The 22,130-nt window shown below is 73.0% G+C and carries 25 protein-coding genes; 10 read left to right on the forward strand and 15 right to left on the reverse strand.

Annotated elements, in window-relative coordinates:
* Positions 1-21: 21 nt before the first annotated feature.
* Entirely contained in the window at positions 22-996 is a 975-nt protein-coding gene (locus ABZ193_RS14665; RefSeq protein ID WP_020420154.1) for a TerC family protein, read from the forward strand.
* Positions 997-1,100: 104 nt separating this feature from the next.
* Entirely contained in the window at positions 1,101-2,510 is a 1,410-nt protein-coding gene (locus tag ABZ193_RS14670) for a Gmad2 immunoglobulin-like domain-containing protein (RefSeq protein WP_020420153.1), read from the forward strand.
* Positions 2,511-2,534: 24 nt separating this feature from the next.
* Here the strand turns inward: ABZ193_RS14670 and ABZ193_RS14675 are convergent, their stop codons facing one another.
* From ABZ193_RS14675 to gap, 8 genes are all read right to left on the reverse strand, one after another.
* Positions 2,535-3,455, reverse strand: a complete 921-nt coding sequence (locus ABZ193_RS14675; protein ID WP_354710173.1) for a galactose-1-phosphate uridylyltransferase — start codon at positions 3,453-3,455, stop codon at positions 2,535-2,537.
* The gene (locus ABZ193_RS14680) at positions 3,452-4,873 is read right to left on the reverse strand and encodes a glycosyltransferase (RefSeq protein ID WP_020420151.1); all 1,422 of its coding nucleotides are present in this window, start codon (positions 4,871-4,873) and stop codon (positions 3,452-3,454) included. The genes ABZ193_RS14675 and ABZ193_RS14680 overlap by 4 nt, the downstream gene beginning before the upstream one ends.
* Complete coding sequence (locus tag ABZ193_RS14685; protein ID WP_020420150.1) at positions 4,848-6,269, reverse strand: wax ester/triacylglycerol synthase family O-acyltransferase; 1,422 nt, start codon at positions 6,267-6,269, stop codon at positions 4,848-4,850. Before ABZ193_RS14685 ends, ABZ193_RS14680 begins: the two co-directional genes overlap by 26 nt.
* Positions 6,270-6,278: 9 nt before the next feature.
* Positions 6,279-6,956, reverse strand: coding sequence for a hypothetical protein (locus ABZ193_RS14690; protein ID WP_354710174.1), 678 nt, complete (start codon positions 6,954-6,956; stop codon positions 6,279-6,281).
* 11 nt (positions 6,957-6,967) lie between these two features.
* Positions 6,968-8,842, reverse strand: coding sequence for an ATP-dependent zinc metalloprotease FtsH (gene ftsH, locus ABZ193_RS14695; RefSeq protein WP_027936186.1), 1,875 nt, complete (start codon positions 8,840-8,842; stop codon positions 6,968-6,970).
* Between the two features lie 117 nt (positions 8,843-8,959).
* Entirely contained in the window at positions 8,960-10,126 is a 1,167-nt protein-coding gene (locus tag ABZ193_RS14700) for a site-2 protease family protein (protein ID WP_020420147.1), read from the reverse strand.
* A 10-nt stretch (positions 10,127-10,136) separates the two neighbouring features.
* Positions 10,137-10,703, reverse strand: coding sequence for a fructose 1,6-bisphosphatase (locus tag ABZ193_RS14705; RefSeq protein WP_020420146.1), 567 nt, complete (start codon positions 10,701-10,703; stop codon positions 10,137-10,139).
* Between the two features lie 13 nt (positions 10,704-10,716).
* On the reverse strand, positions 10,717-11,739 hold the full coding sequence (gap, locus tag ABZ193_RS14710; RefSeq protein ID WP_020420145.1) for a type I glyceraldehyde-3-phosphate dehydrogenase: 1,023 nt from the start codon (positions 11,737-11,739) through the stop codon (positions 10,717-10,719).
* A gap of 197 nt (positions 11,740-11,936) precedes the next feature.
* Between gap and ABZ193_RS14715 the strand changes: the two genes are divergently transcribed.
* Positions 11,937-12,452, forward strand: coding sequence for a hypothetical protein (locus ABZ193_RS14715; RefSeq protein WP_354710175.1), 516 nt, complete (start codon positions 11,937-11,939; stop codon positions 12,450-12,452).
* A 60-nt stretch (positions 12,453-12,512) separates the two neighbouring features.
* On the opposite strand, the gene ABZ193_RS14720 is transcribed toward ABZ193_RS14715, so the two are convergent.
* A complete protein-coding gene (locus tag ABZ193_RS14720; protein WP_354710176.1) occupies positions 12,513-12,776 on the reverse strand; it encodes a 2TM domain-containing protein in 264 nt (87 codons plus the stop codon).
* A gap of 176 nt (positions 12,777-12,952) precedes the next feature.
* Between ABZ193_RS14720 and ABZ193_RS14725 the strand changes: the two genes are divergently transcribed.
* From ABZ193_RS14725 to ABZ193_RS14740, 4 genes are read left to right on the forward strand one after another with little or no spacing between them, the layout of a single operon-like run.
* Entirely contained in the window at positions 12,953-13,846 is an 894-nt protein-coding gene (locus tag ABZ193_RS14725; RefSeq protein WP_354710177.1) for a universal stress protein, read from the forward strand.
* 12 nt (positions 13,847-13,858) lie between these two features.
* On the forward strand, positions 13,859-14,464 hold the full coding sequence (locus ABZ193_RS14730; protein ID WP_354710178.1) for a CBS domain-containing protein: 606 nt from the start codon (positions 13,859-13,861) through the stop codon (positions 14,462-14,464).
* Between the two features lie 48 nt (positions 14,465-14,512).
* Entirely contained in the window at positions 14,513-14,737 is a 225-nt protein-coding gene (locus ABZ193_RS14735; protein ID WP_020420141.1) for a hypothetical protein, read from the forward strand.
* Positions 14,727-14,987: a DUF1918 domain-containing protein gene (locus ABZ193_RS14740; RefSeq protein WP_354710179.1), complete on the forward strand. Its 261-nt coding sequence runs from the start codon at positions 14,727-14,729 to the stop codon at positions 14,985-14,987. The genes ABZ193_RS14735 and ABZ193_RS14740 overlap by 11 nt, the downstream gene beginning before the upstream one ends.
* Before the next feature lie 23 nt (positions 14,988-15,010).
* Here ABZ193_RS14740 and ABZ193_RS14745 read toward each other — a convergent pair whose 3' ends face one another.
* From ABZ193_RS14745 to ABZ193_RS14755, 3 genes are all read right to left on the reverse strand, one after another.
* Complete coding sequence (locus ABZ193_RS14745; protein ID WP_354710180.1) at positions 15,011-15,325, reverse strand: hypothetical protein; 315 nt, start codon at positions 15,323-15,325, stop codon at positions 15,011-15,013.
* Positions 15,322-15,570 (reverse strand): PLDc N-terminal domain-containing protein, encoded by a 249-nt coding sequence (locus tag ABZ193_RS14750; RefSeq protein ID WP_020420138.1) that lies wholly within the window; start codon positions 15,568-15,570, stop codon positions 15,322-15,324. Before ABZ193_RS14750 ends, ABZ193_RS14745 begins: the two co-directional genes overlap by 4 nt.
* A gap of 569 nt (positions 15,571-16,139) precedes the next feature.
* Entirely contained in the window at positions 16,140-16,694 is a 555-nt protein-coding gene (locus ABZ193_RS14755) for a TetR/AcrR family transcriptional regulator C-terminal domain-containing protein (protein ID WP_354710182.1), read from the reverse strand.
* Positions 16,695-16,806: 112 nt separating this feature from the next.
* On the opposite strand from ABZ193_RS14755, the gene bioB reads away from it, so the two are divergent.
* The 3 genes from bioB to ABZ193_RS14770 are packed head-to-tail and all read left to right on the forward strand — an operon-like array spanning position 16,807 to position 20,293.
* Positions 16,807-17,868 carry a biotin synthase BioB gene (bioB, locus tag ABZ193_RS14760; RefSeq protein ID WP_354710184.1) on the forward strand — a complete coding sequence of 354 codons (1,062 nt, stop codon included), beginning with the start codon at positions 16,807-16,809 and terminating at the stop codon, positions 17,866-17,868.
* Positions 17,868-19,127, forward strand: coding sequence for an adenosylmethionine--8-amino-7-oxononanoate transaminase (locus ABZ193_RS14765; protein WP_354710185.1), 1,260 nt, complete (start codon positions 17,868-17,870; stop codon positions 19,125-19,127). Before bioB ends, ABZ193_RS14765 begins: the two co-directional genes overlap by 1 nt.
* Positions 19,124-20,293 carry an 8-amino-7-oxononanoate synthase gene (locus ABZ193_RS14770; protein ID WP_354710186.1) on the forward strand — a complete coding sequence of 390 codons (1,170 nt, stop codon included), beginning with the start codon at positions 19,124-19,126 and terminating at the stop codon, positions 20,291-20,293. Before ABZ193_RS14765 ends, ABZ193_RS14770 begins: the two co-directional genes overlap by 4 nt.
* On the opposite strand, the gene ABZ193_RS14775 is transcribed toward ABZ193_RS14770, so the two are convergent.
* From ABZ193_RS14775 to ABZ193_RS14785, 3 genes are read right to left on the reverse strand one after another with little or no spacing between them, the layout of a single operon-like run.
* Complete coding sequence (locus tag ABZ193_RS14775; RefSeq protein ID WP_354710187.1) at positions 20,239-20,679, reverse strand: VOC family protein; 441 nt, start codon at positions 20,677-20,679, stop codon at positions 20,239-20,241. The genes ABZ193_RS14770 and ABZ193_RS14775 overlap by 55 nt on opposite strands.
* A gap of 45 nt (positions 20,680-20,724) precedes the next feature.
* Positions 20,725-21,276 carry a TetR/AcrR family transcriptional regulator gene (locus ABZ193_RS14780; RefSeq protein ID WP_020420132.1) on the reverse strand — a complete coding sequence of 184 codons (552 nt, stop codon included), beginning with the start codon at positions 21,274-21,276 and terminating at the stop codon, positions 20,725-20,727.
* A gap of 5 nt (positions 21,277-21,281) precedes the next feature.
* Positions 21,282-22,097, reverse strand: a complete 816-nt coding sequence (locus ABZ193_RS14785) for a mycofactocin-coupled SDR family oxidoreductase (RefSeq protein ID WP_354710189.1) — start codon at positions 22,095-22,097, stop codon at positions 21,282-21,284.
* Positions 22,098-22,130 lie beyond the last annotated feature (33 nt).

Below are 22,130 nucleotides of genomic sequence, written 5' to 3' on the forward strand. Positions count from 1 at the left end.
GACTGAACCGGAGGTGTGACAGTGGTCGTCGAGGTGTGGGTGTGGGCCGCCGTGCTCGGCGTGATCGTCGTGATGCTAGCCGCCGACCTGTTCGCCCACCGCCGAGCGCACGTGGTCGGCGTGCGGGAGGCCGCCGCCTGGTCGGCGGTGTGGGTCGCGCTCGGCGCGGGGTTCGGCGGGATCGTCTGGTGGGTGTGGGGCGGTGAGTTCGCCGCGCAGTACTTCGCCGGGTACCTGATCGAGAAGTCGCTCGCGGTCGACAACGTCTTCGTCTTCACGATCATCTTCGGCTACTTCGCGGTGCCGCGGGAGCACCAGCACCGGGTCCTGTTCTACGGGGTGCTCGGGGCGTTGGTGTTCCGGGCGGCCTTCATCGCCGCGGGGTCGGTGCTGATCGCGAGCTTCGCCTGGATCCTGTACGTGTTCGGCGCGTTCCTGGTCGCCACCGGAGTTCGCCTGGCGCGGCACCGCGACGAAACCGTCGACCCCGGGCACAGCCTGGTGCTCCGGCTGTTCCGTCGGTTCGTCCCGGTCACGGCCGACTACCACGGTTCGAAGTTCCTCGTCCGGCAGGGAGGCCGGTGGGTGGCGACCCCGTTGCTGGCCGTGCTCGTGCTGATCGAGGTGACCGACATCGTATTCGCGGTCGACTCCATCCCCGCGATCTTCGCCGTCACCCAGGAGACGTTCCTGGTGTTCACCTCCAACGCCTTCGCCATCCTCGGCCTGCGCGCGATGTACTTCCTGCTCGCCGACCTGGTGCACCGCTTCGTGTACCTCAAGCTCGGCCTCGCGCTGGTGCTCGTGTGGGTCGGCGTGAAGATGCTGCTGCTGGACCTGGTCAAGATCCCCACCGTCGTGTCGCTCGCCGTGGTCGCCGTGCTGCTCGCCGCGGCGGTCACCGCGAGCTGGCTGCGCACCCGCGGCGCCGCCGGGGAGCGTGCGAATGACGCTCCGGGCGAGCTGGTCCCGCCGTCGGGACAGCGGGACACCTGACCGCCGCGCCGGCCGGGAACTTGGTCCCCGCGGCAGTGGCCTTCCGGCCGTTCCGCGCCGCGGGGGCCGGTTCCTAGCGTCGGTGGGAAAACGGGGAGGTACCCATGAACACCGTCAGCAAGCGCCGCCTCTGGGCCACCATCGGCGCACTCGCCGGCGTCGTCCTGGTCGCTGTCGGCGTCACCTTCTTCGCCATCCGCGACCGGGCCGCCGAACCCGGCGGGCCACCCGGGCCGACGCCGCCGGGCGGCGACACGATGGTCGTGCGCGTGTACTTCCACCAGGGCCAAGCCGACGACCCCGCCCGCGTCGTGCCGGTCGAGCGGACCGTGCCGCGGAGCGAGCAGGTGGCCACCGCGGCGCTCGGGCAGCTGCTCGCCGGCCCGACCGCGGCCGAACGCGCCGCCGGCTACCACTCGTTCTTCAGCTCCGCCACGGCGGACGCCCTGATCAGCGTCCGCGTCGCGAACGGCGTGGCCCGCGCGGACTTCAAGGACTTCAGCCGGATCATCCCGAACGCCTCCTCCAGCTACGGCAGCGCCGCGCTGCTGGCCGAACTCGACGCCACCCTGAAGCAGTTCCCGACGGTGAAGTCCACTGTGTACTCCTTCGAGGGCGACGTGGCGGCCTTCTACGAATGGCTCCAGCTGACCCCGCCCACCGACGACAGCGGACAGGACGCGGCCGTGACCGAAGCGGCTCGTGCCTTCCTGACCGATGTGGCCGGCATGAACCGGCCGGTGCCCGGACCGGTGACCCGCACCGGCAGCGGCACCGCCGAGGCCACCTTCTACAGCCGCACGCCCGACGGCCAGCCCAACAAGGCGCTGGCGACCATCGTGTCACTGCGGCGTGGCGGCGGCGGGTGGTCGGTCACCGGGACCCGCACCGCGAACATCCTGGTGGACCAGCCCCGCGCCGGGCAGGCGATCACCTCCCCGGTCACCGTGACCGGCAGGGCGGTCGCCTTCGAGGGCACGGTGACGGTGCGGGTGCTCGCCGACGGCAAGGGCGAGATCGGCCGGGGGTTCGTCACCGGTGGGGGCGACGTGATCCGGCCGTTCAGCGGGCCGGTGACGTTCACGCCGCCCGCGGCCGCCGGGTCCGGCTGGCTGGTCTTCTTCGAGGAGTCCGCGGCCAACGGCGAGGTCATCAACGCCACCTCGGTGCGGGTGTCCTTCGCCGGGCAGCCGGCGGCGCCCACGATCGGCGCCGTGACCTGGCAGCCGCCGATCCCGGCCGGCGACGGCTGGCTGCGGCTGCCGGACGGGCCTGGGACGCTCACCGTCACCGCCGAGGTCACCGGAGCCGACCGCGTGGAGTTCTACAGCACCCCGACCGGCACGGAGACCGAGTCCCTGGCGAAGCTGCTCGGCACCGGCGTGGTGCAGAACGGCGCCTGGACCCTCACCTGGGCCTACCCGGACGAGCCGCTGCTGGCGCACTTCAGCGTGGTGGCGATCGGCCCTGGCGGCCGCACCGAGATCATGCCGTTCAACCTGTACCACGACTGACGACCGCGAGTGGTTCCCCCGGGTCTACGCCGGGGGAACCGCCGGAATCGCGGCCCTGGCGCGCAGCCGTCGGGCGGCGTCCTCCGGCATCGTGGTCACCACCGGGATGCCGGTGGCCAGTTCCAGCCCGGCGGGCACAGCCAGGCGCGGCACGATCCGCATCGACCAGCACAACCACGGCGCGTGCTCCAGACCGGACGGCGCCGTGTGCAGGAACAGGTTGTACGGCGGGTCGCCGAGCTCGTCGCGCAGTGCGCGCAGCATCGCGCGGACCGTGGCCGCGGCGGAGGTCAGCTCGCCGGTGCTCACACCCGCGAAGTCGGCCGCCGGGCGGCGGGGCGCCACCCGGACCTCGAACTCCGCGGTGGGCGCGAACGGCGCGAACGCGACGGTCTGCCCGTCGTCGAGGACGACGCGCGAGGTGTCGGACACCTCGCCTGTGTACGGCCTGCCCTGCCGCTCGTATCGCTCCCGCTGGGCGGACAGCTCGCGCCGCGCCGACGCGGACAGCACCGGCAGTCCGACGACCTGGGAGTGCGGGTGGTCCAGCGACGTTCCGGCGGCGGCGCCGCGGTTGCGGAACACCACCACCTGCGCCGCGTCCGTCCGGAGCGCGCGCAGCCGGTCCCGCCACGCGAACAGCACGTTCGCCGCCTCCGCGTCGGTGCCGGTAGCCAGGTCCCAGTCGTGGCGCGGCGATTCGATGATCACCTCGTGGTGGTCGGACAGCGCGTACCGGTTGCGCACCGACCGCACGAGCCAGCCGCCGCCCGGCGCGGGCAGCCGCCACGTTTCGGGCGGCGTGTCCTCCGACGGGCCGGGGCAGAACGGGCAGCCCACGGCGCCGGTGTGCGGGCGGCGGGCGCGGTGCGGCGCGAGCACGGACCAGTCGCCGGTGAGCGGGTCCTGGCGGAGTTCTCCGCCGTGCCAGGATGTCGCGGTCATGCGGAAACCTCCTTCCGCCGGGAGCGGAAGGCGTCCCGGCACCGGTGCGAGCAGAACCGGTAGTGCCTGCCGTCCTGGTCGAGCGGGATCCCCGGCCCGGCGGCGACGGTCATGCCGCACTCCGGGTCCCGTCCGTCGCCGGCGGTGCGCAGGGAGCCGGGGCGATTCCCAGCACGCAGTCCCGCGAGGAGGGTCAGCTCGTCGAGCAGCAGGCGCGGCAGCAGGAAGTGCTTGCGCACGCGTTCCCGCCCGGCGGCGGCGAGCACCGCCGCGCGCGCCCGCCCGGTGAGCAGGTCCACGACCGCCTCCGCGCACCCGGCCACCGAGTCGACCAGCAGCCCGCCCGCGCCGTCGGCCATCTGCAGCGGAATACCGCCCGCCCGGCCGGCGACGACGGGGGTGCCCTTCCACATCGCCTCGGACACCACCAGGCCGAACCCCTCGCGCAGCGACTTCTGCACCATCACGTCCGACAGCCGCTGGAACGCGTTGACCTCGACGTTGCCGACGCCGGTGAGGTTGGTGAACAGGTGGATCCCCGGATCGGACTGGGCTGCCTCGCTGATCGTGCGGTAGATGTCCCACGCCTCGGGGTCGTCCAGCGCCATCGAGCCGGCGAGCGCGAGCTGGACCCCGGGCACCTCGGCGCGGACGAGGCGGTAGGCCTCGATCACGCCGAGCGGGTCCTTCCACGGGTCGAAGCGGGAGATCTGGGTGATCAGCGGGCGGTCGGTCTCGATGCCGATCCAGTTGAGCACCGCCCGCGCCGTGCGGTCGTCCAGCGACATGTTCTTCGGGCTGAGCGGGTCGATCGCGGGCGGGATGATCTCCACCCGTCCCGGGTCGAGGTCGGGCGGGACGAACTCCGCCATGGTGAACACGGCGGCGTCGTAGTGGTCCGCGAACCCCGCCAGGTAGGACCAGGTGGCGGGGTCGGGTTCGGAGGTGTCGATGTGGCAGCGCCAGATCCACGACCGGTGGTCGCGGCCGGCGTAGGCGAGCAGCGGCACCGGCTGAGGGTCGTGCACGAAGACGAAGTCGGTGCCGGCGAACTGCGGGTCGGCGGCCAGTTCGGCGGCGTTGCGCTCGGCGGTTTCCTCGTACAGTGCGATGTCCGCCGTGGTGAGCGGCTCGAGGGAGCCCTGCAGGGCGTTGTGCATCTTCTTGGTGACGGTGAAGAACGGCGGCCGGCCGCTGATGATCTTCCACGTCGCGGGCAGCCCGAGGTCGGTGTAGAGCGGCACGGCCGAGCGCAGCAGCTCCGACACCCCGCCGCCGTAGGGGGTGGCGCTCACGTGCAGGATCCGGGCGCCGCGCAGCTCGCGGGCGAGGTCGAGCAGCGGGTCCATGATCTCGTCCGGGACCACGTGGCGGTACGCGGAGACGGCGAGGTCACCGACGTCGACGGTGTGCAGCACGGCTGCCTTCCTTCCCGGGCACGGCCTTGCCCAGCTGGTCCAGGTCCTTCTCGATGGCGCGGACGACGACGTCCACGTCGGGCACGCTGTCGAAGTCGGCGGTCACGCCGAACGCGAGCCGGTCGTGGTAACTGAGGACGGCCACGCCGATCCGCAGCCGCAGGGCGATCGGCACGTAGGGGTAGAGCGCGACCACCGGACGGCCGAGCAGGTGCAGCTGCTCGCGCGGTCCCGGCACGTTGGTGGTGACGGTGACGAGCATGCGCTCGACCAGCCACGGCGCGGCGTGCATCGCCCAGGACACCGGGGGATAGGGCTCGTGCCCGGCGAACGACAGCACCGCCTGGCCCGCTTCCCGTTCCCTGCTCGCCTTGTGCACGGCGAGGCGTTCGTGCACGGTGCGCAGCCGCTCGACCGGGTCGGCGACGTCCACTGGCAGCATGGGCAGCATGAGCGACACGTGGTTGTCCAGTGTGGACTGGTCGGAGCGCGACCGGACGCTCACCGGCACCAGGCTGCGCACCGACGTCGCGGAGGGCTCCTCGCCCCGCTCCAGGAGCAGCTGCCGCAGGCCCGCTGTGATCGTGGCGAGCACGACGTCGTTGACGGTCACGCCGAACCCGGTGGCGATCCGCGCGACCTCGCCGAGCGAGGTGCCGGTCATCGCGTACCGCCGGTCGGCGTGGATCTTCCCGCGCAGCGACGAGGCCTTCAGCGGGACCAGGGCACGGGCGAGCGAGGCCAGGCCCCGAACCGCGCCGGTGACCTGGGCGGCCATCCGCCGTGGCGATCGCGCGGCGCCGGCCAGCACGCGCATCTGCTCCACCGGGACGGACAACGCGGTGCGCAGGCCGCCCGCCAGCAGGCGCAGCCCGCCCGGCTCCGGCGCCGTCTCCGCGGCCGGCCAGGCTTCAGGCCGGGGCGGGGGCTCGTCACCGAACATCGCCTCGTGCAGCGCGTTCCCGCCGATCCCGTCGGTCAGGCAGTGGTGCACTTTGGACAGCATCGCCCACCGGCCCTCGGCCAGCCCCTCGATCACCCAGCACTCCCACAGTGGACGGTCCCGCGGCAGCCGTTCGGACATGACGAGGCCGACCACCTCGCGCAGCGCGGCGTCGTCGCCGGGCGACGGCGCGGCGACCCGGTGGAAGTGGGTGGCGGGGTCGAACCCGTCCTCCTCGACCCACGCCGGGGCGGCCAGGTCCAGCGGGTACCTCCGCAGGCGCTGCCGGTACCGCGGCAGGGACCACACCCGTGGGGTGAGGTCCCGCACGATCTCGTCCTGCGGCGGGGCCGGTGCCTCCAGCACGGCGATCGAGGCGATCGCGAGCGAGGCGGAGGGGTCCTCGTCCTCGATGGCGAGGAACAGGGCGTCGAGCGGGCTGAGCCGGTCCATGGCGCACCTTCAGTGGGCGACGTCGACGACGACCCGGCGGTAGGAGTCGTCGAGCACGGTGAACACACGGAACGGCAACCGCTCCCGCACGCCGGCGGCGAAGGTGCTCTGTCCCTCGAACGAGCCCGCGAAGCGGACTTCGTGCAGCGCAGCCCAGTCCCGCAGCTGGTCGGTGGTGTAGAGGCGGTCGCCGACGGCGGCGAGCAGGCGTCCCGGCGCGTGCCCCGACGAGTCGTAGCCGAGCGCGGGCGCCCGCACCACGATCTCCAGCGCCGCGCCGCCCGCGACCGGGACCGGCTCGCCCGAGCCGTCCGCGGTCACCACGTCGGTGTAGCGCAGCGCGTACCCGGCTTCCTCCGGGCCGTTGACGTCGAACACCAGCCGGTCGAAGCAGCCGTGCTGGCCTGCCCGCACCAAGTACAGCGCCTCCGGCGCCATCGCGCCGGCCTCCTGCGGCCAGGTGGTCCAGCCGGCGGTGATCCCGCAGCCGCCTGGCCCGGGTGGCGCCGTCCGCATCGGGCCGCGGCCCATCGGTCCCGGGCCGGGCGGCTGGGGGCTGATGACCGGCGCGGGGATCGAGCTGCCCGCGGGCGCGCCGGGCCGGGGCGCGGGCGGCGGATCAGCGCCGCACCCGGTGGTCAGCGCCAGCGCGACGGCCGCCGCGACCGTGATCAGGAGTGTGCGCATGCCGTGTCCTTTCACGACGCCAGGGTTCGCTGCGATCGTTCGGCGCGCAGGGCTTCGGTGACCGCGCTGCCGTCGACGGTCTCGTGCTCCACCAGCTGGGCGGCCAGGTGTTCCAGCGCCACACGGTGGTCCTGCAGGGTGCGGACGGCGAAGTCTTCGGCCTCGCGGAGCAGCCGGGCCACCTCGGTGTCGACGATCCGCTGGGTCTCCTCGGCGTAGTGCCTGGCCGTCTGTGGCGGTCCGCCGAGGAACGCCGGTGTCGCGGTGGGGTAGCCGACCGGGCCCAGCGCGGGGGAGAGGCCGAACTCGGTGACCATCTTGGTGGCGAGTTCGGTGGCGTCGGCGATGTCGTTGGCGGCGCCGGTGGAGCCCTGCGCGAAGGTGACGATCTCCGCCGCCCGGCCGCCCATCCGCACGGCGAGCAGGTCCCGGAGGTAGGCCTCGCTGTAGAGGTGCCGTTCGGCCTCGGGCAGTTGCTCGGTGCTGCCCAGCGCCATGCCGGCGGGCAGGATGGTCACCTTCGCGACGGGATCGGCGTGGTCGCACAGCGCCGCGATCAGGGCGTGCCCGGACTCGTGCACCGCGACGGCGCGCCGTTCCTCGGGGAGCAGCGCGTTGGAGGTCTCGCGGCGGCCGAGCAGCACGCGGTCGCGGGCGGCGGCCAGGTCGGCGGCGCGGATGACCGTGCGGTTGTCCCGCACCGCGTTGATGGCCGCCTCGTTGACCAGGTTGGCCAGGTCGGCGCCGGAGAAGCCTGGCGTGCCGCGGGCGACGACCTCCAGGTCGACGTCCTCGCCGACGTGCTTGCCGTCGACGTGCACGCGCAGGATCGCCAGCCGCTCCTGCTGGTTGGGCAGCGGGATGGTGACCTGCCGGTCGAAGCGGCCGGGCCGCAGCAGCGCCGGATCCAGCGACTCGGGCCGGTTGGTGGCGGCGAGCACGACGATCCCGCTGCTCTGGTCGAATCCGTCCATTTCGGACAGCAGCTGGTTGAGGGTCTGCTCGCGCTCGTCCTGCCCGCCGAACCCGTTGAGCCCGCGGCGGCTGCCCACGGCGTCGATCTCGTCGATGAAGATGATCGCCGGGGCGCGGTTGCGGGCTTCGGTGAACAGGTCCCGCACCCGGGAGGCCCCGACCCCGACGAACATCTCGACGAACGCCGAGCCGGTGACCGACAGGAACGGCACGCTGGCCTCGCCGGCGACCGCACGGGCGATCAGGGTCTTGCCGGTGCCGGGCGGGCCGACCATGATCACGCCGCGTGGCCCCTTGGCGCCCGCTGCGGCGTAGCGGCCGGGGTTGCGCAGGAAGTCGACGACCTCGCCGATCTCCTGTTTGACGCCCTCGTAGCCGGCGACGTCGGTGAAGCGGGTGGTCGGGCGCTGGGCCTCGATGATCTTGGCCTTGGCGCGGCCGAACCCCATGACACCGCCGATCGGCGAACCCTGCGCGCGGCGGCCCATCCAGAAGAACAGGCCGATCAGCAGCACCACCGGCAGGAAGGTGACCAGCAGCGAGGTCCACGACGTGTGCAGCTTGCCGGAGACGGCGACGCCGTGGTCGGCCAGCCTCCGCTCCAGCCCGGTGTCGCCGAGCGCGGTCGGGACCTGGCTGCTGAACGCGGTGCCGTCGCGGAGGGTGCCGGTGACCGTGCCGACGTCGTCGACGGTGACCTTCTCGACCTGGTTCGCGTCGACCTTGGCCACGAACTCGGTGTAGGGCAGGGTCGATCCGCCGGGCGAGAACAGCCAGATGGGCCCCAGCACCGCACCCAGCACGACCAGCCACAGCAGGGGCGACAACCAGCGCTGCCAGGCCGGCGGCTTCGGCGGCTGGGGTTTGGGCGCGGGATCGGGCGGGGGCCCTGGCTTCGCCGCACGCGACATGTCGGGTGTCCTCTCCTCCGGTGGGTCTCCGGTTCAGCCAACCGCGATCTCCCCGGCGCGGGGGAGCGGCGAAAGTCCCCGGCCGCGGTGGCGGAAGGCCCTGCCTCCCGGGCGGCGTCACGCCTGGGAGCGCGGCTCGGCGGCCGGCGCCTCCGCCTGCTTGCCGAGGACGGCGAGTTCGACCGTGCGGACGAGGTCGTCCGCGGTCACGGCGCCCGCGAGCCTGCCGTGGTCGAGGACGACCAGCAGGTCCCGGCCGGGCCGCAGGGCGGTGCGGGCGAGCACGTCGGCGAGCCGCTCGTCCGGGCCCGCGGTCACCGCGGCGTCCAGCGGCCGCGCGACGTCGGCGAGCCGGGTCTCGAAGCGCAGCCGCGCGGGCAGCCGGGCCAGCTCGCCCAGAGTGACCACACCGAGCGGGGCGCCGTCGAACGAGACCACCGGGAACACCCGTGTCCTGGCGGCGACCGCGACGGTGTCGAGGAACGCCTCCACGGTCAGCCAGCCGGGCGCGGTCACCGGGGCGGGATCCAGGACCGCTCGCACCGTGCGGTCGCCGAGCAGGGACCGGGTGGTGTCCCCGGTCAGCTCGGCCTGCGCCGCGGACACCAGGAACCACCCGATGAGCGCCAGCCACAACCCGCTCAGCTGCCCCAGCACGAGCACTTCACTGACGCCCAGCACCATCAGCAGGACGCCGAGCACCTGGCCGGTGCGCCCGGCGACGAGCGCGGCGCGGGCGCGGTCGCCGGTGCGCTTCCACACCGCGGCACGCAGCACCCTGCCTCCGTCCAGCGGTGTGCCGGGCAGCAGGTTGAACAGCGCCAGCACGACGTTGGTGATCCCGATCCAGGCGATGCCGGTGGCCACGAGCTCGGGCAGGACGCCGGCGGCGAGGAACGCGGTGCCCCAGCACAGGCCGCCGAGCACGAGGCTGATCGCAGGCCCGATCGCGGCGATGACGAAGTCCGCGCGCGGGTTCGGCGTGCTGCCTTCCAGTTCCGCCGCGCCGCCGAGCAGCCAGAGCGTGATCCGCTTGACCCCGACGCCGTAGTGCCTTGCGGTGACCGCGTGCCCCAGCTCGTGCGCCAGCAACGAGGCGAGGAAGCACACCGACGCCGCCACCGCCGTCCCCCAGTACGCGCCGGTGGCGTGACCGGGGGCGGCGGCGGGCAGGACGGACGTCGCGATGACGTCGGTCAGCAGCACCAGGATGACCAGCACCGACCAGTGCGCGCCGACCGGCACACCGGCGTACCGCCCGAGCGGGATCGTGCCCCGGAGCACCGCGGGCTCCTCAGTGCCCGGCCGGCACGGGCTGGGCGGGCAGCGGCTGCCAGCGGTCGATCAGCCGTTCCTCCAGCGCGTGCATGGTGGTGTACTCCAGGTCCTCCAGCGCGAGGCGGTGCGGCTCGAACGGCCCGTGGCGGCGCAGGTAGTCCATGATCTCCCCGGCCTGTCGACGCGCTCCGTCGAACCGCGCCGGGTGCGACTCCGACACCGGCACGACGGGCGCGTGGTGCGAGCCGCGCATACAGCCGACCAGGGAGTGTGGAAACGCGATGAGCAGGTCGTAGATCCGTTCCGGGCAGTCGAAGACGATGCGGCTCTCCTCGTAGAGGTCGTAGACCTCGAAGGAGAACCCGGAGCGCATCTTGTGCGGCCGGAGGTTCCATGCGCCGGGCCCGGTCTTGTCCGCCAGGAAGCGGATCACCGGCTCCGCGTATCCGGCGCCTACGCCGCGCAGCTTGCCGCTGAACGCGTCCGAGAGCAGGTCCTGCGCGGTGGAGAGCATCTCGGGGTGCACTGCCGAGTGACCGACGAACCCGCCGGTGTCGGCCTTGATGCTGCTGCACGCGGTCATGGCCGGCTCTTCCTCACAGGCTGTGGCCGATGAGCTCGACCAGGTCGAGGGTGCGCTGGCTGTAGCCCCATTCGTTGTCGTACCAGCCGAAGACCTTCACGAGGTTGTCCTCGGTCTTGGTCAGGCTCGCGTCGAACACGCAGGATGCGGGGTCGCCGATGATGTCGCGGGAGACGATGGGGTCCTCGGTGTACCGCAGGATCCCCTTGAGCTCGCCGTCGGCGGAGACCGCGAAGGCGCGGTTGACCTGCCCGGGCGTGACCGGCTCCGAGACCTCGACGGCGAGGTCGGTGAGCGAGCCGTTCTCGACCGGGACGCGGACGGCGACCCCGTCGAGCTTTCCTGCCAGGTCGGGCAGGACCTCGCCGACCGCCTTGGCGGCGCCGGTGCTGGTCGGGATCATGTTGACCGCGGCCGAGCGCGCGCGGCGCAGGTCCTTGTGCGGGCCGTCGAGCAGCGCCTGGTCGTTGGTGTAGCTGTGGATCGTGGTCAGCAGGCCGCGCCGCACCCCGAACGCCTCGTGCAGCACCTTGACCATCGGCGCCACGCAGTTGGTGGTGCAGGAGGCGTTGGAGACGACGTCGTGCGCGTGCGGGTCGTAGTCGTCCTCGTTGACGCCCATCACGATGGTGGCGTCGACACCCTTGCCGGGCGCGGAGATCACCACTTTGCGGGCGCCCGCGGCCAGGTGCGCCGCGGCGGCCTCCCGTGTGCGGAACCGGCCGGTCGACTCGATGACGACGTCGGCGCCGAGCGCCTCCCAGGGCAGGTCCGCCGGGTCCGGGCAGGAGCTGACGTGCACCCGGTGCGCGCCGACCTCCAGAACCGGCCCGAAGTGCCCGCCGTCGTGGACCTCGACGGGCTGCCGGAGCGGCCCGAACGTCGAGTCGTAGCGCAGCAGGTGCGCGAGCGTGGTGGCCGAGGCCACGTCGTTGACGCCGACCACTTCGATGTCGCTGCCCGCGCGGTCGAGCACTCCGCGCAGGAGGTCCCGTCCGATCCTGCCGAATCCGTTGATGCCCACCCGGACCGTCATGCTTGGCTCCTCTCCCGGAAAAGGCCGATGCTGCTGCTCCCGCGGCGGCCGGCCCAGGGCCGAAGTGCCCGTCCGCCACGGGCGGTTCCGTCCTTCCTGCCCGGGACTTCGGGCCCTGTTCCGGGGACCACCGGCTCTTTCGCCGCTTTCCGCTCCCGGCGGTTGATGAGGCGGGGGACAGCAGAAAGGGGACCGCCATGACCACAGTCGCCCGGACCGCCGCCGCGGTGGCCGCGGCCGCGCTCGTCGGCGCGCTCACCGCGTGCGGCGGGGACGACAATCCGCCGCCCGCGCCGCAGACCAGTTCCGCGCAGCCGGCGGGCCCGACCTCGGCGAGCGGGCCGGGCCCGGCGACCACGACGAGGAAGACCACCACCGCGCCCCAGACCCCACAGACCACGAAGACCGCGCAGACCCCCGCGCCGGGCACGACCATCGCCGGGGAGGGCATGTCCGCCGCGGACGCCGCCGCCCTGCAGGAGTCGGTGGACCAGGGGCACCAGCCGTGGCGACTGGACGTGGCGGCCGTGGCCGGAGCGTTCGTGCGGTCCCGGCTCGGCTGGAGCGGGGCGGACGTCGCCCTCGCCGACCCGCACACCGCGGAGGTGACCGACACCGCGACCGGCCGCATCGTGAGCCTGCAGCTGCGGCAGCCGGCGCGCGCCGGCGACGGCGGGATCTGGGTGGTGGACAGCGGCGTGTGGATCAGCTGAGCCCGGACGACGCCCAGTCCGATGTGGACCGCGGAGCCGCACGGGGCCGGAGCGACGCGGTCACGGCATCCGGTCCATCTCCCTGCGGATTCGTTTCTCGCTGGGCGAGTTCGGCGCGAACGTGTCCCAGGTGTGCATGATCAGGCCGAAGCCCCAGAGCCCGAGCGAGAACACCGGCCAGAAGAACCCCGCGTCGGTGAGCGCCCAGATCCCGACGAGGAATCCGTTGAAGAGGACGAAGACGAGCACGTGCGCGTAGTAGTCGTGCTTGCGCTTGAGCCGCGCCAGTGCGAGCCGGCGACGGTCGAGTTCGGTGTCGGTCACGGTGACCACCTCCTTGGCGCTTCCACCGTGCGCCCGCGGCTCGCGCGTGCACGACGGCCGCTGGTCCCCGGTCGCCGGGACCTTCGGCCCGGCGGCCGCGGCAGGGCCGGAAGTCCCTGCGGCCGGTGACCATGGCCTGCTGCCCGCGGGCGCCTCGTCTCCCTACGTTCGTGGGCATGACCATGAGCAGCGCGCAGGACGCGATCGTCGTCGGGATCGACGGATCCGAACATTCCCTCCGGGCACTTCGGTGGGCCGCCGCGAACGCGCGGCGCCGCCACGAGCCACTGCACGTCGTGTACGCGTTCGCCCCGCTCGCCGGGTTCTACGGGGCCGGGATGCCGGTGCTGCAGAACACCTACGACGAGCTGGTGCGGGCAGGCGAGAAGACGCTGGCGGAGGCGGTGCGGACCGCCCGCGAGGTCGCCGGCGACGAAGTCACGATCACCTCGGAGATGCCGGACGAGCCCGCGGCGCCCCTGCTGGTGTCCCGGTCCCGCGGCGCCCGGATGATCGTGCTCGGCAGCTCGGGCGCCGGTGGCTTCACCGGCATGCTCACCGGATCGACCACCGTCGAGGTTTCGGCCCACGCCCGATGCCCCGTCGCGGTCGTCCGCGGCCGGGACACCGAGGACGGGCCGGTGGTCGTCGGCGTGGACGGCAGCTCGAACAGCGAGCGGGCGCTGGACACGGCGTTCGAGGAGGCGTCCTGGCGGGGCGCGCCGCTGATCGCGGTGCACGCGTGGAGCGACGACCAGTTCACCGGCTACTACGGGACCCTGCCGCTGGCGGTGGACTGGGACGAGATCGAGCAGGACGAGCAGCGGCTTCTGGCCGAGCAGCTGAGCGGCAGGCAGGAGCGGCACCCGGACGTGAAGGTCGAGCGGGTCGTGGTGCGGGACCGCCCCCGTCACCAGCTGCTCGACTGGAGTGCGCAGGCCCAGCTGGTCGTGGTCGGCAGCCGCGGGCGCGGCGGGTTCGGCGGGCTGCTGCTCGGTTCGACCAGCCAGGCGCTGCTGCACCACGCCCAGTGCCCGGTGATGGTCGTCCGTCCCGAACACGACCGCTGAAACGAGAATCCCATGCGAGCACGAGACATCATGAGCGCCCCGGCCGTCACCGTCGAGCCGGGCACGCCCGTCAAGACGGCGGAATGGCTGATGGCCCAGCGCGGGTTCACGGCCCTGCCGGTCACCGAGGAGGACCGGCTCGCCGGGATCGTCACCGAATCCGACTTCGTCGCCGACCGCTTCCGCGGCGAGGGCACGAAGGTCGCCCGCCGGGTCGGCGAGGTGATGACCACCGGCGTCGTCACGGTCGGTCCGGAGACCGACGTGACCGAAGTGGGCCGGATGATGGCCGGCCGCGCGATCCGCGCCGTCCCGGTGGTGGACGGCAACCGGATCGTCGGCGTGATCACCGCGCGCGATCTGGTCCGCGTGCTGGCCCGGCCGGACGCCCTGCTGGAACACGACATCCGCGCCCGCCTGGCCGTGCTCGGGCGGGCGGACCGGTGGTACGTGGACGTCAAGGACGGCCGGGCGCTGATCCTCGACAGCGAGGGCGGGCAGCGGGACGACGAGATCGCCGCGGCGCTCGCGGAGGGCGTGCCGGGCGTGATCGAGGCGCGGTGTTATGCGGGAGACGTCGAGCACTTCGACGCCGTCGAACGCGTCCCGAGGGCCTGAACCCCTGGCATGCGGCACCAAATCCGACCTGAGAACGAGGCCCCACTGATGTCCTGCCACCCCGCCGGCCCGATCGTGGTCGGCTGGACCGCGGCCGAGGCACGACTGCGGCGGCTTCCGCTCAACCTGCGGGTGCTCGCCGGGACCGCGATCGAGCGCAACTCCACGATCGTCTTCCCGGCGCAGCTGATGAGCAGCTTCCGGTCGCTCAACTCGTTCACGGGGTCCGAGATGGCCGGCGACGGAGGGGAACCGGTGGATCATGCGCGCTGAACCAGGGGACTGGCTGGTCATCAAGTCGCCCGTGATCGGGCAGCCGGCGCGGCGCGGCCAGGTCATCGAGGTGCGCTCGCCCGACGGTGCGCCGCCCTACCTGGTGCACTGGCTGGAGGACGACCGGATCACGCTGGTGTTCCCGGGGCCGGACGGGCACGTGGCGGCCGCCGCCGAGCAGGCCGCGGCCGACGAGCGTGCGCGGCACCGGTTCGAGCGGCTCCAGGAGGAGATCGCGCACCACCGGTGAGCGGGCTTCCCGAGCCGCCGTGGTCAGGACTTCCGCCGTCGCCGCCTGGCTGGTGCCGTGAACACGGGGCGGCTGAAGATCGAGCTCATCAGGGCGATGCCGAAGACGAAGCCGAAGTTGTACCAGTTGCCGTTGTTGTGCACCTCGTAGATGCCGACACTGTCGTCGAACAGCGAGACGATGAACGCGATCGGGCAGATGATCCCGTGCCACACGCCGAGCCAGAACCCGGCAGGGTCGGGCGTGCCCGCCGCGGCGTCGTTCGGCCCCGCCGCGCACGAGGCGACCAGCAGAGCCGTGACCAGGACCAGCCCGGCGATCCGGGCGCAGCGCCTCACGGGTGCGCCGGTTCCGGCTCGATGACCGGCTTGCGGCCGAAGCGCCGGTAGGCCAGCGGGCCGAGGAAGTTCACGGCGATCGCCAGCGCCCAGGCGCCCTTCGGGCCGCGCACGGATTCGGCCGGGCGGCGGGACAGGTCCCACCACGCGTCGGCGGCCAGGGCCACCTGCAGGGCTGCCGCCGCAACGATGGCTCCTTGCTCGGTCCGGCTCAGTTCGCGCCAGTGCCGGTGCGTGTGTCGCATGGTTCCTCCTCGTCGGCTCTACAGGTCCAGCGTGTGCGAGCGGCGCCGCCGCGGGAAACGGGCGTAAGCCACCCGTGGCGAGGACCTAAGTCAGCACCTGCGCCGGGCTTCTGTCCGATGTGGCCGCCGCTGCCCGCGCCGGCGCAGTGCCGCCGTGACGCTGTTGTCCGAGGGTGAACTGCACGTGCACCGGATGCACGCGGCGGGCGTGGACCGGGCGCGGGCGGGGACACCCGGCTGACCGGAGAACGCCCGCTCCGCCGAAGCCCGGCGATGGGGCGGCCGGCCGCCGGGCGAACGGCTCGAGCACGTGAACGGCGGATTGGTACCGGCGTGACTGGACCGGGATCTCACTGGCGCGATCGAGCAGCACACGCGCGGCCTTGGCCGGGTCGATCGGGTCCGGCGGCAACGTGCTGCGGTTCGCGTTGGACGTGACCGACCACGAGCGGGCCGAGGCGGCGGTCGCCGTTGCGGAGGAGCCGAAGTTCGGGCACTCCGTCCCGGACTTCGTCGCACCGCCGGAGGAACTTGCCGCGGCCGTCCTGGCGAGCTGCTCCGGAGGGTGGTCAGCGGCGCACGCGCGAGCGGATGCCGTCCAGGAGCAGTTCGATTCCCTGCTCGAAGTCGCCGGGACCGCCGGGTTCCCGGTCGATCGCCCCGGCGCTGGAGGCCTGCAGCGCCGCCTGTTCGTCCGCCGTGTGGCCGAACACCAGGTGCAGCAGCGCCCGGGTGCCGACGTCGACGAGGTCGTCCGGCAGGCCGCCGTCGCGCAGGGCCTTCCGTAACTGCTCAGCCGGTTCGCCCGCGCCGAGGCCGAAGGTGTGCGCGGTGGCGACCACCTCGGCGCCGTCCCGGTAGGCCAGCATCGCGTCGCGCAGTTCGGCGCAGATCTCCACCGCCCGCTGGTCCCACTCGGCGGCCCGGCGCTCACGCTTGCCGCGTTCGAGGATTTCGTCGGCGACCGCGGCCAGCAGCGTCTGCTTGTTCGGCACGTGGTGGTAGAGCGCGCTCGGTTGCAGCCCGAGTTCGGCGGCCAGCCGGCGCATGGTGAGCGACTCCAGGCCGTACTCGTCGAGGACCTCGATCGCGCGCTCGACGACATCGCGCCGCTGGTAGCGCACGCCGGACTCCTCCCATTGACCTGTTCGCGGCGCCCAGTGTACCGTCAGCGCCGCTCACCCGAACACCGTTCAGGTTGTAATCGAATAGTCACTCTGAGTCAGGAGAAAGTGGATGGGCTCCAGGTTCGAGCAGCTCGCCGACGCGGTCCTCGCCGGGGTACCCGCCGGGCCCGGCGACGCCCTTGCCGTGCTGGGCGCCGACGACGCCGAAGTGCTGTCCGTCGTCACCGCGGCGGGCAGGCTGCGCCGCGCGCACTTCGGCAACACCGTCAAGGTCAACTACCTGGTGAACCTGAAGTCCGGTCTGTGCCCGGAGAACTGCAACTACTGCTCCCAGGCGCTCGGCTCCGCGGCGCCCATCCTCAAGTACTCCTGGCTGTCCACGGAGGAGGCCCTCAAGCAGGCCGGCGCCGGGATCTCCGGTGGCGCCGGGCGGGTGTGCCTGGTCTCCTCCGGGCGCGGACCGTCCAACCGGGACATCGACCGCGTCGCCGAGATGGTCGGGGCGCTGAAGGCCGAGCACCCGGACGTCGAGGTCTGCGCCTGCCTCGGCCTGCTCTCCGACGGGCAGGCCGAGCGCCTCGCCGACGCCGGGGTGGACGCCTACAACCACAACATCAACACGGCCGAGAGCCACCACCACAACATCGTCCAGACCCACACCTACGCCGACCGGGTGGACACCGTGGAGAAGGCGAAGCGCGGCGGGCTGTCGCCCTGCTCGGGACTCATCGCCGGGCTGGGGGAGACCGACGAGCAGCTGGTCGAAGCGCTGTTCGCGCTCAAGGAGCTGGACGCCGACTCGATCCCGGTCAACTTCCTGATGCCCTTCGACGGCACCCCGCTGGCGGACACGTGGGAGCTGTCCCCGTTGCGGTGCCTGAAGATCCTGGCCATGGCGCGGTTCGTCTGCCCGGACAAGGAGATCCGCATCGCGGGCGGCCGCGAGATGCACCTGCGTTCGCTGCAGCCGCTCGCGCTGCACGTGGCCAACTCGATCTTCCTCGGCGACTACCTCACCTCCGAGGGGCAGGCCGCCGAGGCGGACCTGGAAATGGTCCGCGACAACGGTTTCGTCGTGCTCGGCTCCGAAGAGGACATCGCGGCGAGGGAACCCGTGGACCCGGCGATCCGGCGGCGCGGCGCGGGCACCGCCGTCGTCCCCAACGCGTGATGACACCCGCCGAACTGCTCGCGTTCGACCGCGGGCACCTGTGGCACCCGTACACCTCGATGACCGATCCGGCCCAGGTGCGGCTGGTCACCGGCGCGTCCGGCAGCCGGATCACCGTCGACGGCGCCGGGGAGGTGGTCGACGGCATGGCGTCGTGGTGGTCGGCGATCCACGGCTACCGGCACCCGGTGCTCGACGAGGCGGCGCGGCGCCAGCTGGCGACGATGTCGCACGTGATGTTCGGCGGTCTCACCCACGAGCCCGCCGTCGAACTCGCGGCGCGGCTGGTCGACCTCACCCCGGCCGGGCTGGAGCACGTGTTCCTCGCCGACTCCGGCTCGGTGAGCGTCGAGGTGGCGATGAAGATGGCGCTGCAGTACCAGCGCGGAACCGGCCACCCGGAGCGGACGCGGTTCCTCACCGTTCGCGGCGGCTACCACGGCGACACCTTCGACTGCATGAGCGTGTGCGACCCGGACGGCGGCATGCACGCGATGTGGTCGGGGCTGCTGCCGGAGCAGGTGTTCGGCGACCGCCCGCCCCGGTCCGACGTGGACGTCGCCGGGTGGGCGGCGGGCTTCCGCGCGCTCGCGGCCGAGCACGCCGGACGTCTGGCCGGGCTGATCGTGGAGCCCCTGCTGCAGGGCGCCGGCGGCATGCACCCCTATCCGGCGAGCTGTCTGCCGGTCTTCCGGGAGGTGGCCGACGAGCACGGGCTGGTGCTGATCTTCGACGAGATCGCCACCGGTTTCGGCCGCACCGGCACGCTCTTCGCCGCCGACGCCGCGGGCGTGGCGCCGGACGTGATGTGCGTCGGCAAGGCGCTCACCGGCGGTTACCTGTCGCTGGCCGCCACCCTGTGCACGACCGAGGTCGCCAGGGGACTGTCGGCCAGCGACTCCGGTGTGCTCATGCACGGGCCCACGTTCATGGGCAACCCGCTGGCCTGCGCGGTCGCCAGCGCCAGCCTGGACCTGCTGACCAGTGTGGACTGGCGGGCCGACGTGCGCCGGATCAACGCGGGATTGCAGGCGCTGCACGGGATCGAGGCGGCCGACGTGCGGGTGCTCGGCGCGGTCGGCGTGGTCCAGCTGGACCACCCGGTCGACGTGGCCAAGGCGACCGAGGCGGCGCTGGCGGAGGGCGTGTGGCTGCGGCCGTTCCGCGACCTGATCTACACCATGCCGCCGTACGTGTGCACCGACGACGACATCGCCACGATCTGCCGTGGCATCGCGGCCGCGGCGGCGGTCGCATGAGCTGGGCGGAGTGGCTCGCCACGCAGCGCACCGCGCGAGAGGCCGCCGGCCTGCAGCGCACGCTGCGCCCGCGGACGGCCGGCGATGACCTCATCGACCTGGCGAGCAACGACTACCTGGGGTTGAGCGGCGATCCCGGCGTCCGCCGCGCGGCAGCCGAAGCCGCGCTCGTCTGGGGCGCAGGCGCCGGCGCGTCCCGCCTGGTGACCGGCACGACCACGCTGCACGCCGAGCTGGAGCGCGAACTGGCCGAGTTCACCGGCCGCGAGGCGGCGCTGGTGTTCTCCACCGGCTACCACGCCAACCTGTCGGCGGTGACCGCGCTGGCGGACCGGGACACGGTGATCGTCTCGGACGCCCACGTCCACGCGTCGCTGATCGACGCCGCGCGCCTGTCCCGGGCCGCCGTCCGGGTGGTCCCGCACAACGACGTCACCTCCGTCCGGGATGCGCTGGCCGCCGCCGGTGACCGCAGGGCGCTCGTGCTGACCGAGTCGGTGTTCTCGGTCCTCGGCGACGCCGCGCCGCTCGCCGAGCTGGCCGGGGTGTGCGCGGAGCACGACGCGCTGCTCGTCGTCGACGAGGCGCACGGGCTCGGCGTGGCCGGCGACGGTGGCCGGGGACTGCTGCACGGACTCGGCCTGTCCGGTCATCCGCACGTGGTGATGACGGCGACGTTGTCCAAGTCGCTGGGCGCGATGGGTGGCGCGGTCCTCGGCTCCGCCGCGCTGATCGACCACCTCGTCAACCGGGCGCGCCCGTTCATCTTCGACACCGGGCTGGCGCCCGCGCCCACCGCCGGGGCTCTGGCCGCGTTGCGCACACTGCGCGCCCGGCCGGACCTCCCGGCCCGGATCCACGAGCGCGGCGCGGGACTGGCCGAGCGGCTGAGCGTGCCGCGCTCGGCGGGCGCGGTGCTGTCGGTGCCGATGCCCTCACCGCACGCCGCGCTCGCCGCCCAGGCCGACGCGCTCGCGGCGGGAGTGCGGGTGGGGTGTTTCCGGCCGCCGTCCGTGCCCGACGGGATTTCCCGGCTGCGCATCACGACGCAGGCCGGGCTGGACGAAGAGCGCTGGGCGCGCGCGGTCGACGTCCTGGCCCGGGTGGCCGCTCAGCCGAGCTCCTCGGCGAGCGCGACGAAGATCCCGGCGGGGCCGCGGACGTAGCAGAGCCGGTAGCTGTCGCCGTACCGCACCACTTCGCCGACGGGTTCCGCGCCGTGCGCCCGGAGGCGGTCGAGCACGTCGTCGATGTCCCGGACGGCGAACATGATGCGGTGCCCGCCCAGCGCGTGCACGGTCTGGGCGCCGTCCGGGCTGGCGGGTGAGTGGTACTTGGTCAGCTCGACCCGTCCGTGGCCGTCGGGGGTCCGCATCATCGCGATGTCCGTCCGGACGCCGTCGAGCCGGAGGAGGCGGTCCACCAGGCTGCCCTCCAGTGTCGCCTCGACTTCCAGCTCCAAGCCGAGTTCGGTGAAGAACGCCTTGGCGGCGGCGAGGTCGTCGACGACGATGGCGATGTTGTCCATGCGCTGCAGTGCGGTGTCGGTCATGGTGACCACTGTCCCGCCGTCCCGCCGCCCTATGCGAGCTGAAGCTCAGCCGAGCCCGTTCAGCAGCAGGTCCGCCACCACCTTTGCGGCCAGTGGGGGCGCGCCGGGCGTCACCGAGGTCGCCGACGACGTCGCCACCAGCATCCGCGCCGCGGCGTGGTGCCGGGGCGCCGGTCTGGCGTCCCCAGTCACCCGGGCCAGGTAGGCGCTCACCGCCGTGATGATGGAGTCGTGGATTTCGCGGGCGCGGGCCTGCAGCTCCGGGTGGTGCTCGCTTTCCCGGAACACGATCCGGTGCATCGGCGTCTGCTCGCCGAGGTGCCGCGCCAGCCGCCGCCACAGCTCGGCCACCGCGGCGTGCGCGTCGGGCGGGACGGTGGCCGGCACCAGGTCCGCCAGCGTGCGCGTCGACCGTTCCCGGATCAGCGCCAGCAGCAGGCCTTCCTTCGTGCCGAAGTGGTAGAAGATCAGCCCCTGCGGCACCCCGGCCGCGGCCGCCAGGCGCGCGGTCGACGTGCGCGCGTACCCGCGCTCGGCGAACAGCTCCTCCGCCGCGGCCAGGATCCGGTCGCGGCCGGAGGCGGCGGGTTCGTCCACGGCGCTCAGAACTCGGTCACCCCCGCGTCCGGAGCCAGCTCGTGCGCGGTGACGTACTTCGACTCGTCCGAGGCGAGGAACAGCACCGTGTCGGCGACGTCCTCGGGTTCGGTGATCACCACCGGCAACAGGTTCGTCAGCATCCCGGCGAGCTTCGGGTCGCGCTCGAACCCCTTGGCGAACGCGGCCTGCAGCCCCTCGCCGGTCATCCCGGTGTTCACGCCCGTCGGGTGCACGCTGTTGACCCGGATGTTGTGCCGCGCCAGCTCGGTCGCGAAGGCCTTCGCCATGCCGCGCACCGCCCACTTGCTCGTCGTGTACGGCACGAGGAATGGCTGCACCTTCATCCCGGCCGCCGAGCTGATCAGGATGATCGACCCGCCGCCCCGCTCGACCAGGTGCGGCGCGCCCGCCATCACCGTGTTCCACACGCCGCGCACGTTCACGCCGATCGTGTCGTCGAAGATCTCCTCGGTCACGTCGTCCCACTGCGCGGGCACGCAGATCCCGGCGTTGGCCACCACGATGTCCAGCCCGCCCAGCTCGGCGACGCCCGCGTCCACGCCCGCCCGCAGCGCCGCCAGGTCCCGCACGTCCGCCTGCACCCGCACCGCCCGCCGCCCGGTCTTCTCCACCAGGCTCACGGTCTCGTCCAGATCGGCGAGCGTGGGGGAGGCGTAGGTGACGCTGGGCAGCGTGGCGGCGATGTCCACCACGATCACGTCGGCGCCCTCCTGCGCCAGGCGCACCGCGTCCGCCCGGCCCTGGCCCCGCGCGGCGCCGGTGATCAACGCGACCTTGCCCGCAACCCGTCCCGCCATGGTGAGTCTCCTCGTCTCCCGCGCCGTCGCGGG

This window comes from Amycolatopsis sp. NPDC006125, from assembly GCF_040614195.1.
GTDB lineage: Bacteria > Actinomycetota > Actinomycetes > Mycobacteriales > Pseudonocardiaceae > Amycolatopsis_E > Amycolatopsis_E tucumanensis.

What these genes read in the sequence shown, in the direction of transcription:
- ABZ193_RS14715 (WP_354710175.1), top strand. Translation starts at nt 11,937, where the DNA reads ATGACCACAGTCGCCCGGACCGCCGCCGCGGTGGCCGCGGCCGCGCTC.
- ABZ193_RS14765 (WP_354710185.1), top strand. Translation starts at nt 17,868, where the DNA reads ATGACACCCGCCGAACTGCTCGCGTTCGACCGCGGGCACCTGTGGCAC.
- ABZ193_RS14675 (WP_354710173.1), bottom strand. Translation starts at nt 3,455, where the DNA reads ATGACCGCGACATCCTGGCACGGCGGAGAACTCCGCCAGGACCCGCTC.
- ABZ193_RS14725 (WP_354710177.1), top strand. Translation starts at nt 12,953, where the DNA reads ATGACCATGAGCAGCGCGCAGGACGCGATCGTCGTCGGGATCGACGGA.
- ABZ193_RS14690 (WP_354710174.1), bottom strand. Translation starts at nt 6,956, where the DNA reads ATGCGCACACTCCTGATCACGGTCGCGGCGGCCGTCGCGCTGGCGCTG.
- ABZ193_RS14670 (WP_020420153.1), top strand. Translation starts at nt 1,101, where the DNA reads ATGAACACCGTCAGCAAGCGCCGCCTCTGGGCCACCATCGGCGCACTC.
- ABZ193_RS14775 (WP_354710187.1), bottom strand. Translation starts at nt 20,679, where the DNA reads ATGACCGACACCGCACTGCAGCGCATGGACAACATCGCCATCGTCGTC.
- gap (WP_020420145.1), bottom strand. Translation starts at nt 11,739, where the DNA reads ATGACGGTCCGGGTGGGCATCAACGGATTCGGCAGGATCGGACGGGAC.
- ABZ193_RS14685 (WP_020420150.1), bottom strand. Translation starts at nt 6,269, where the DNA reads ATGGACCGGCTCAGCCCGCTCGACGCCCTGTTCCTCGCCATCGAGGAC.
- ABZ193_RS14785 (WP_354710189.1), bottom strand. Translation starts at nt 22,097, where the DNA reads ATGGCGGGACGGGTTGCGGGCAAGGTCGCGTTGATCACCGGCGCCGCG.
- ABZ193_RS14735 (WP_020420141.1), top strand. Translation starts at nt 14,513, where the DNA reads ATGTCCTGCCACCCCGCCGGCCCGATCGTGGTCGGCTGGACCGCGGCC.
- ABZ193_RS14740 (WP_354710179.1), top strand. Translation starts at nt 14,727, where the DNA reads ATGCGCGCTGAACCAGGGGACTGGCTGGTCATCAAGTCGCCCGTGATC.
- ABZ193_RS14750 (WP_020420138.1), bottom strand. Translation starts at nt 15,570, where the DNA reads ATGCGACACACGCACCGGCACTGGCGCGAACTGAGCCGGACCGAGCAA.
- ABZ193_RS14705 (WP_020420146.1), bottom strand. Translation starts at nt 10,703, where the DNA reads ATGACCGCGTGCAGCAGCATCAAGGCCGACACCGGCGGGTTCGTCGGT.
- ABZ193_RS14730 (WP_354710178.1), top strand. Translation starts at nt 13,859, where the DNA reads ATGCGAGCACGAGACATCATGAGCGCCCCGGCCGTCACCGTCGAGCCG.
- ftsH (WP_027936186.1), bottom strand. Translation starts at nt 8,842, where the DNA reads ATGTCGCGTGCGGCGAAGCCAGGGCCCCCGCCCGATCCCGCGCCCAAA.
- bioB (WP_354710184.1), top strand. Translation starts at nt 16,807, where the DNA reads ATGGGCTCCAGGTTCGAGCAGCTCGCCGACGCGGTCCTCGCCGGGGTA.
- ABZ193_RS14770 (WP_354710186.1), top strand. Translation starts at nt 19,124, where the DNA reads ATGAGCTGGGCGGAGTGGCTCGCCACGCAGCGCACCGCGCGAGAGGCC.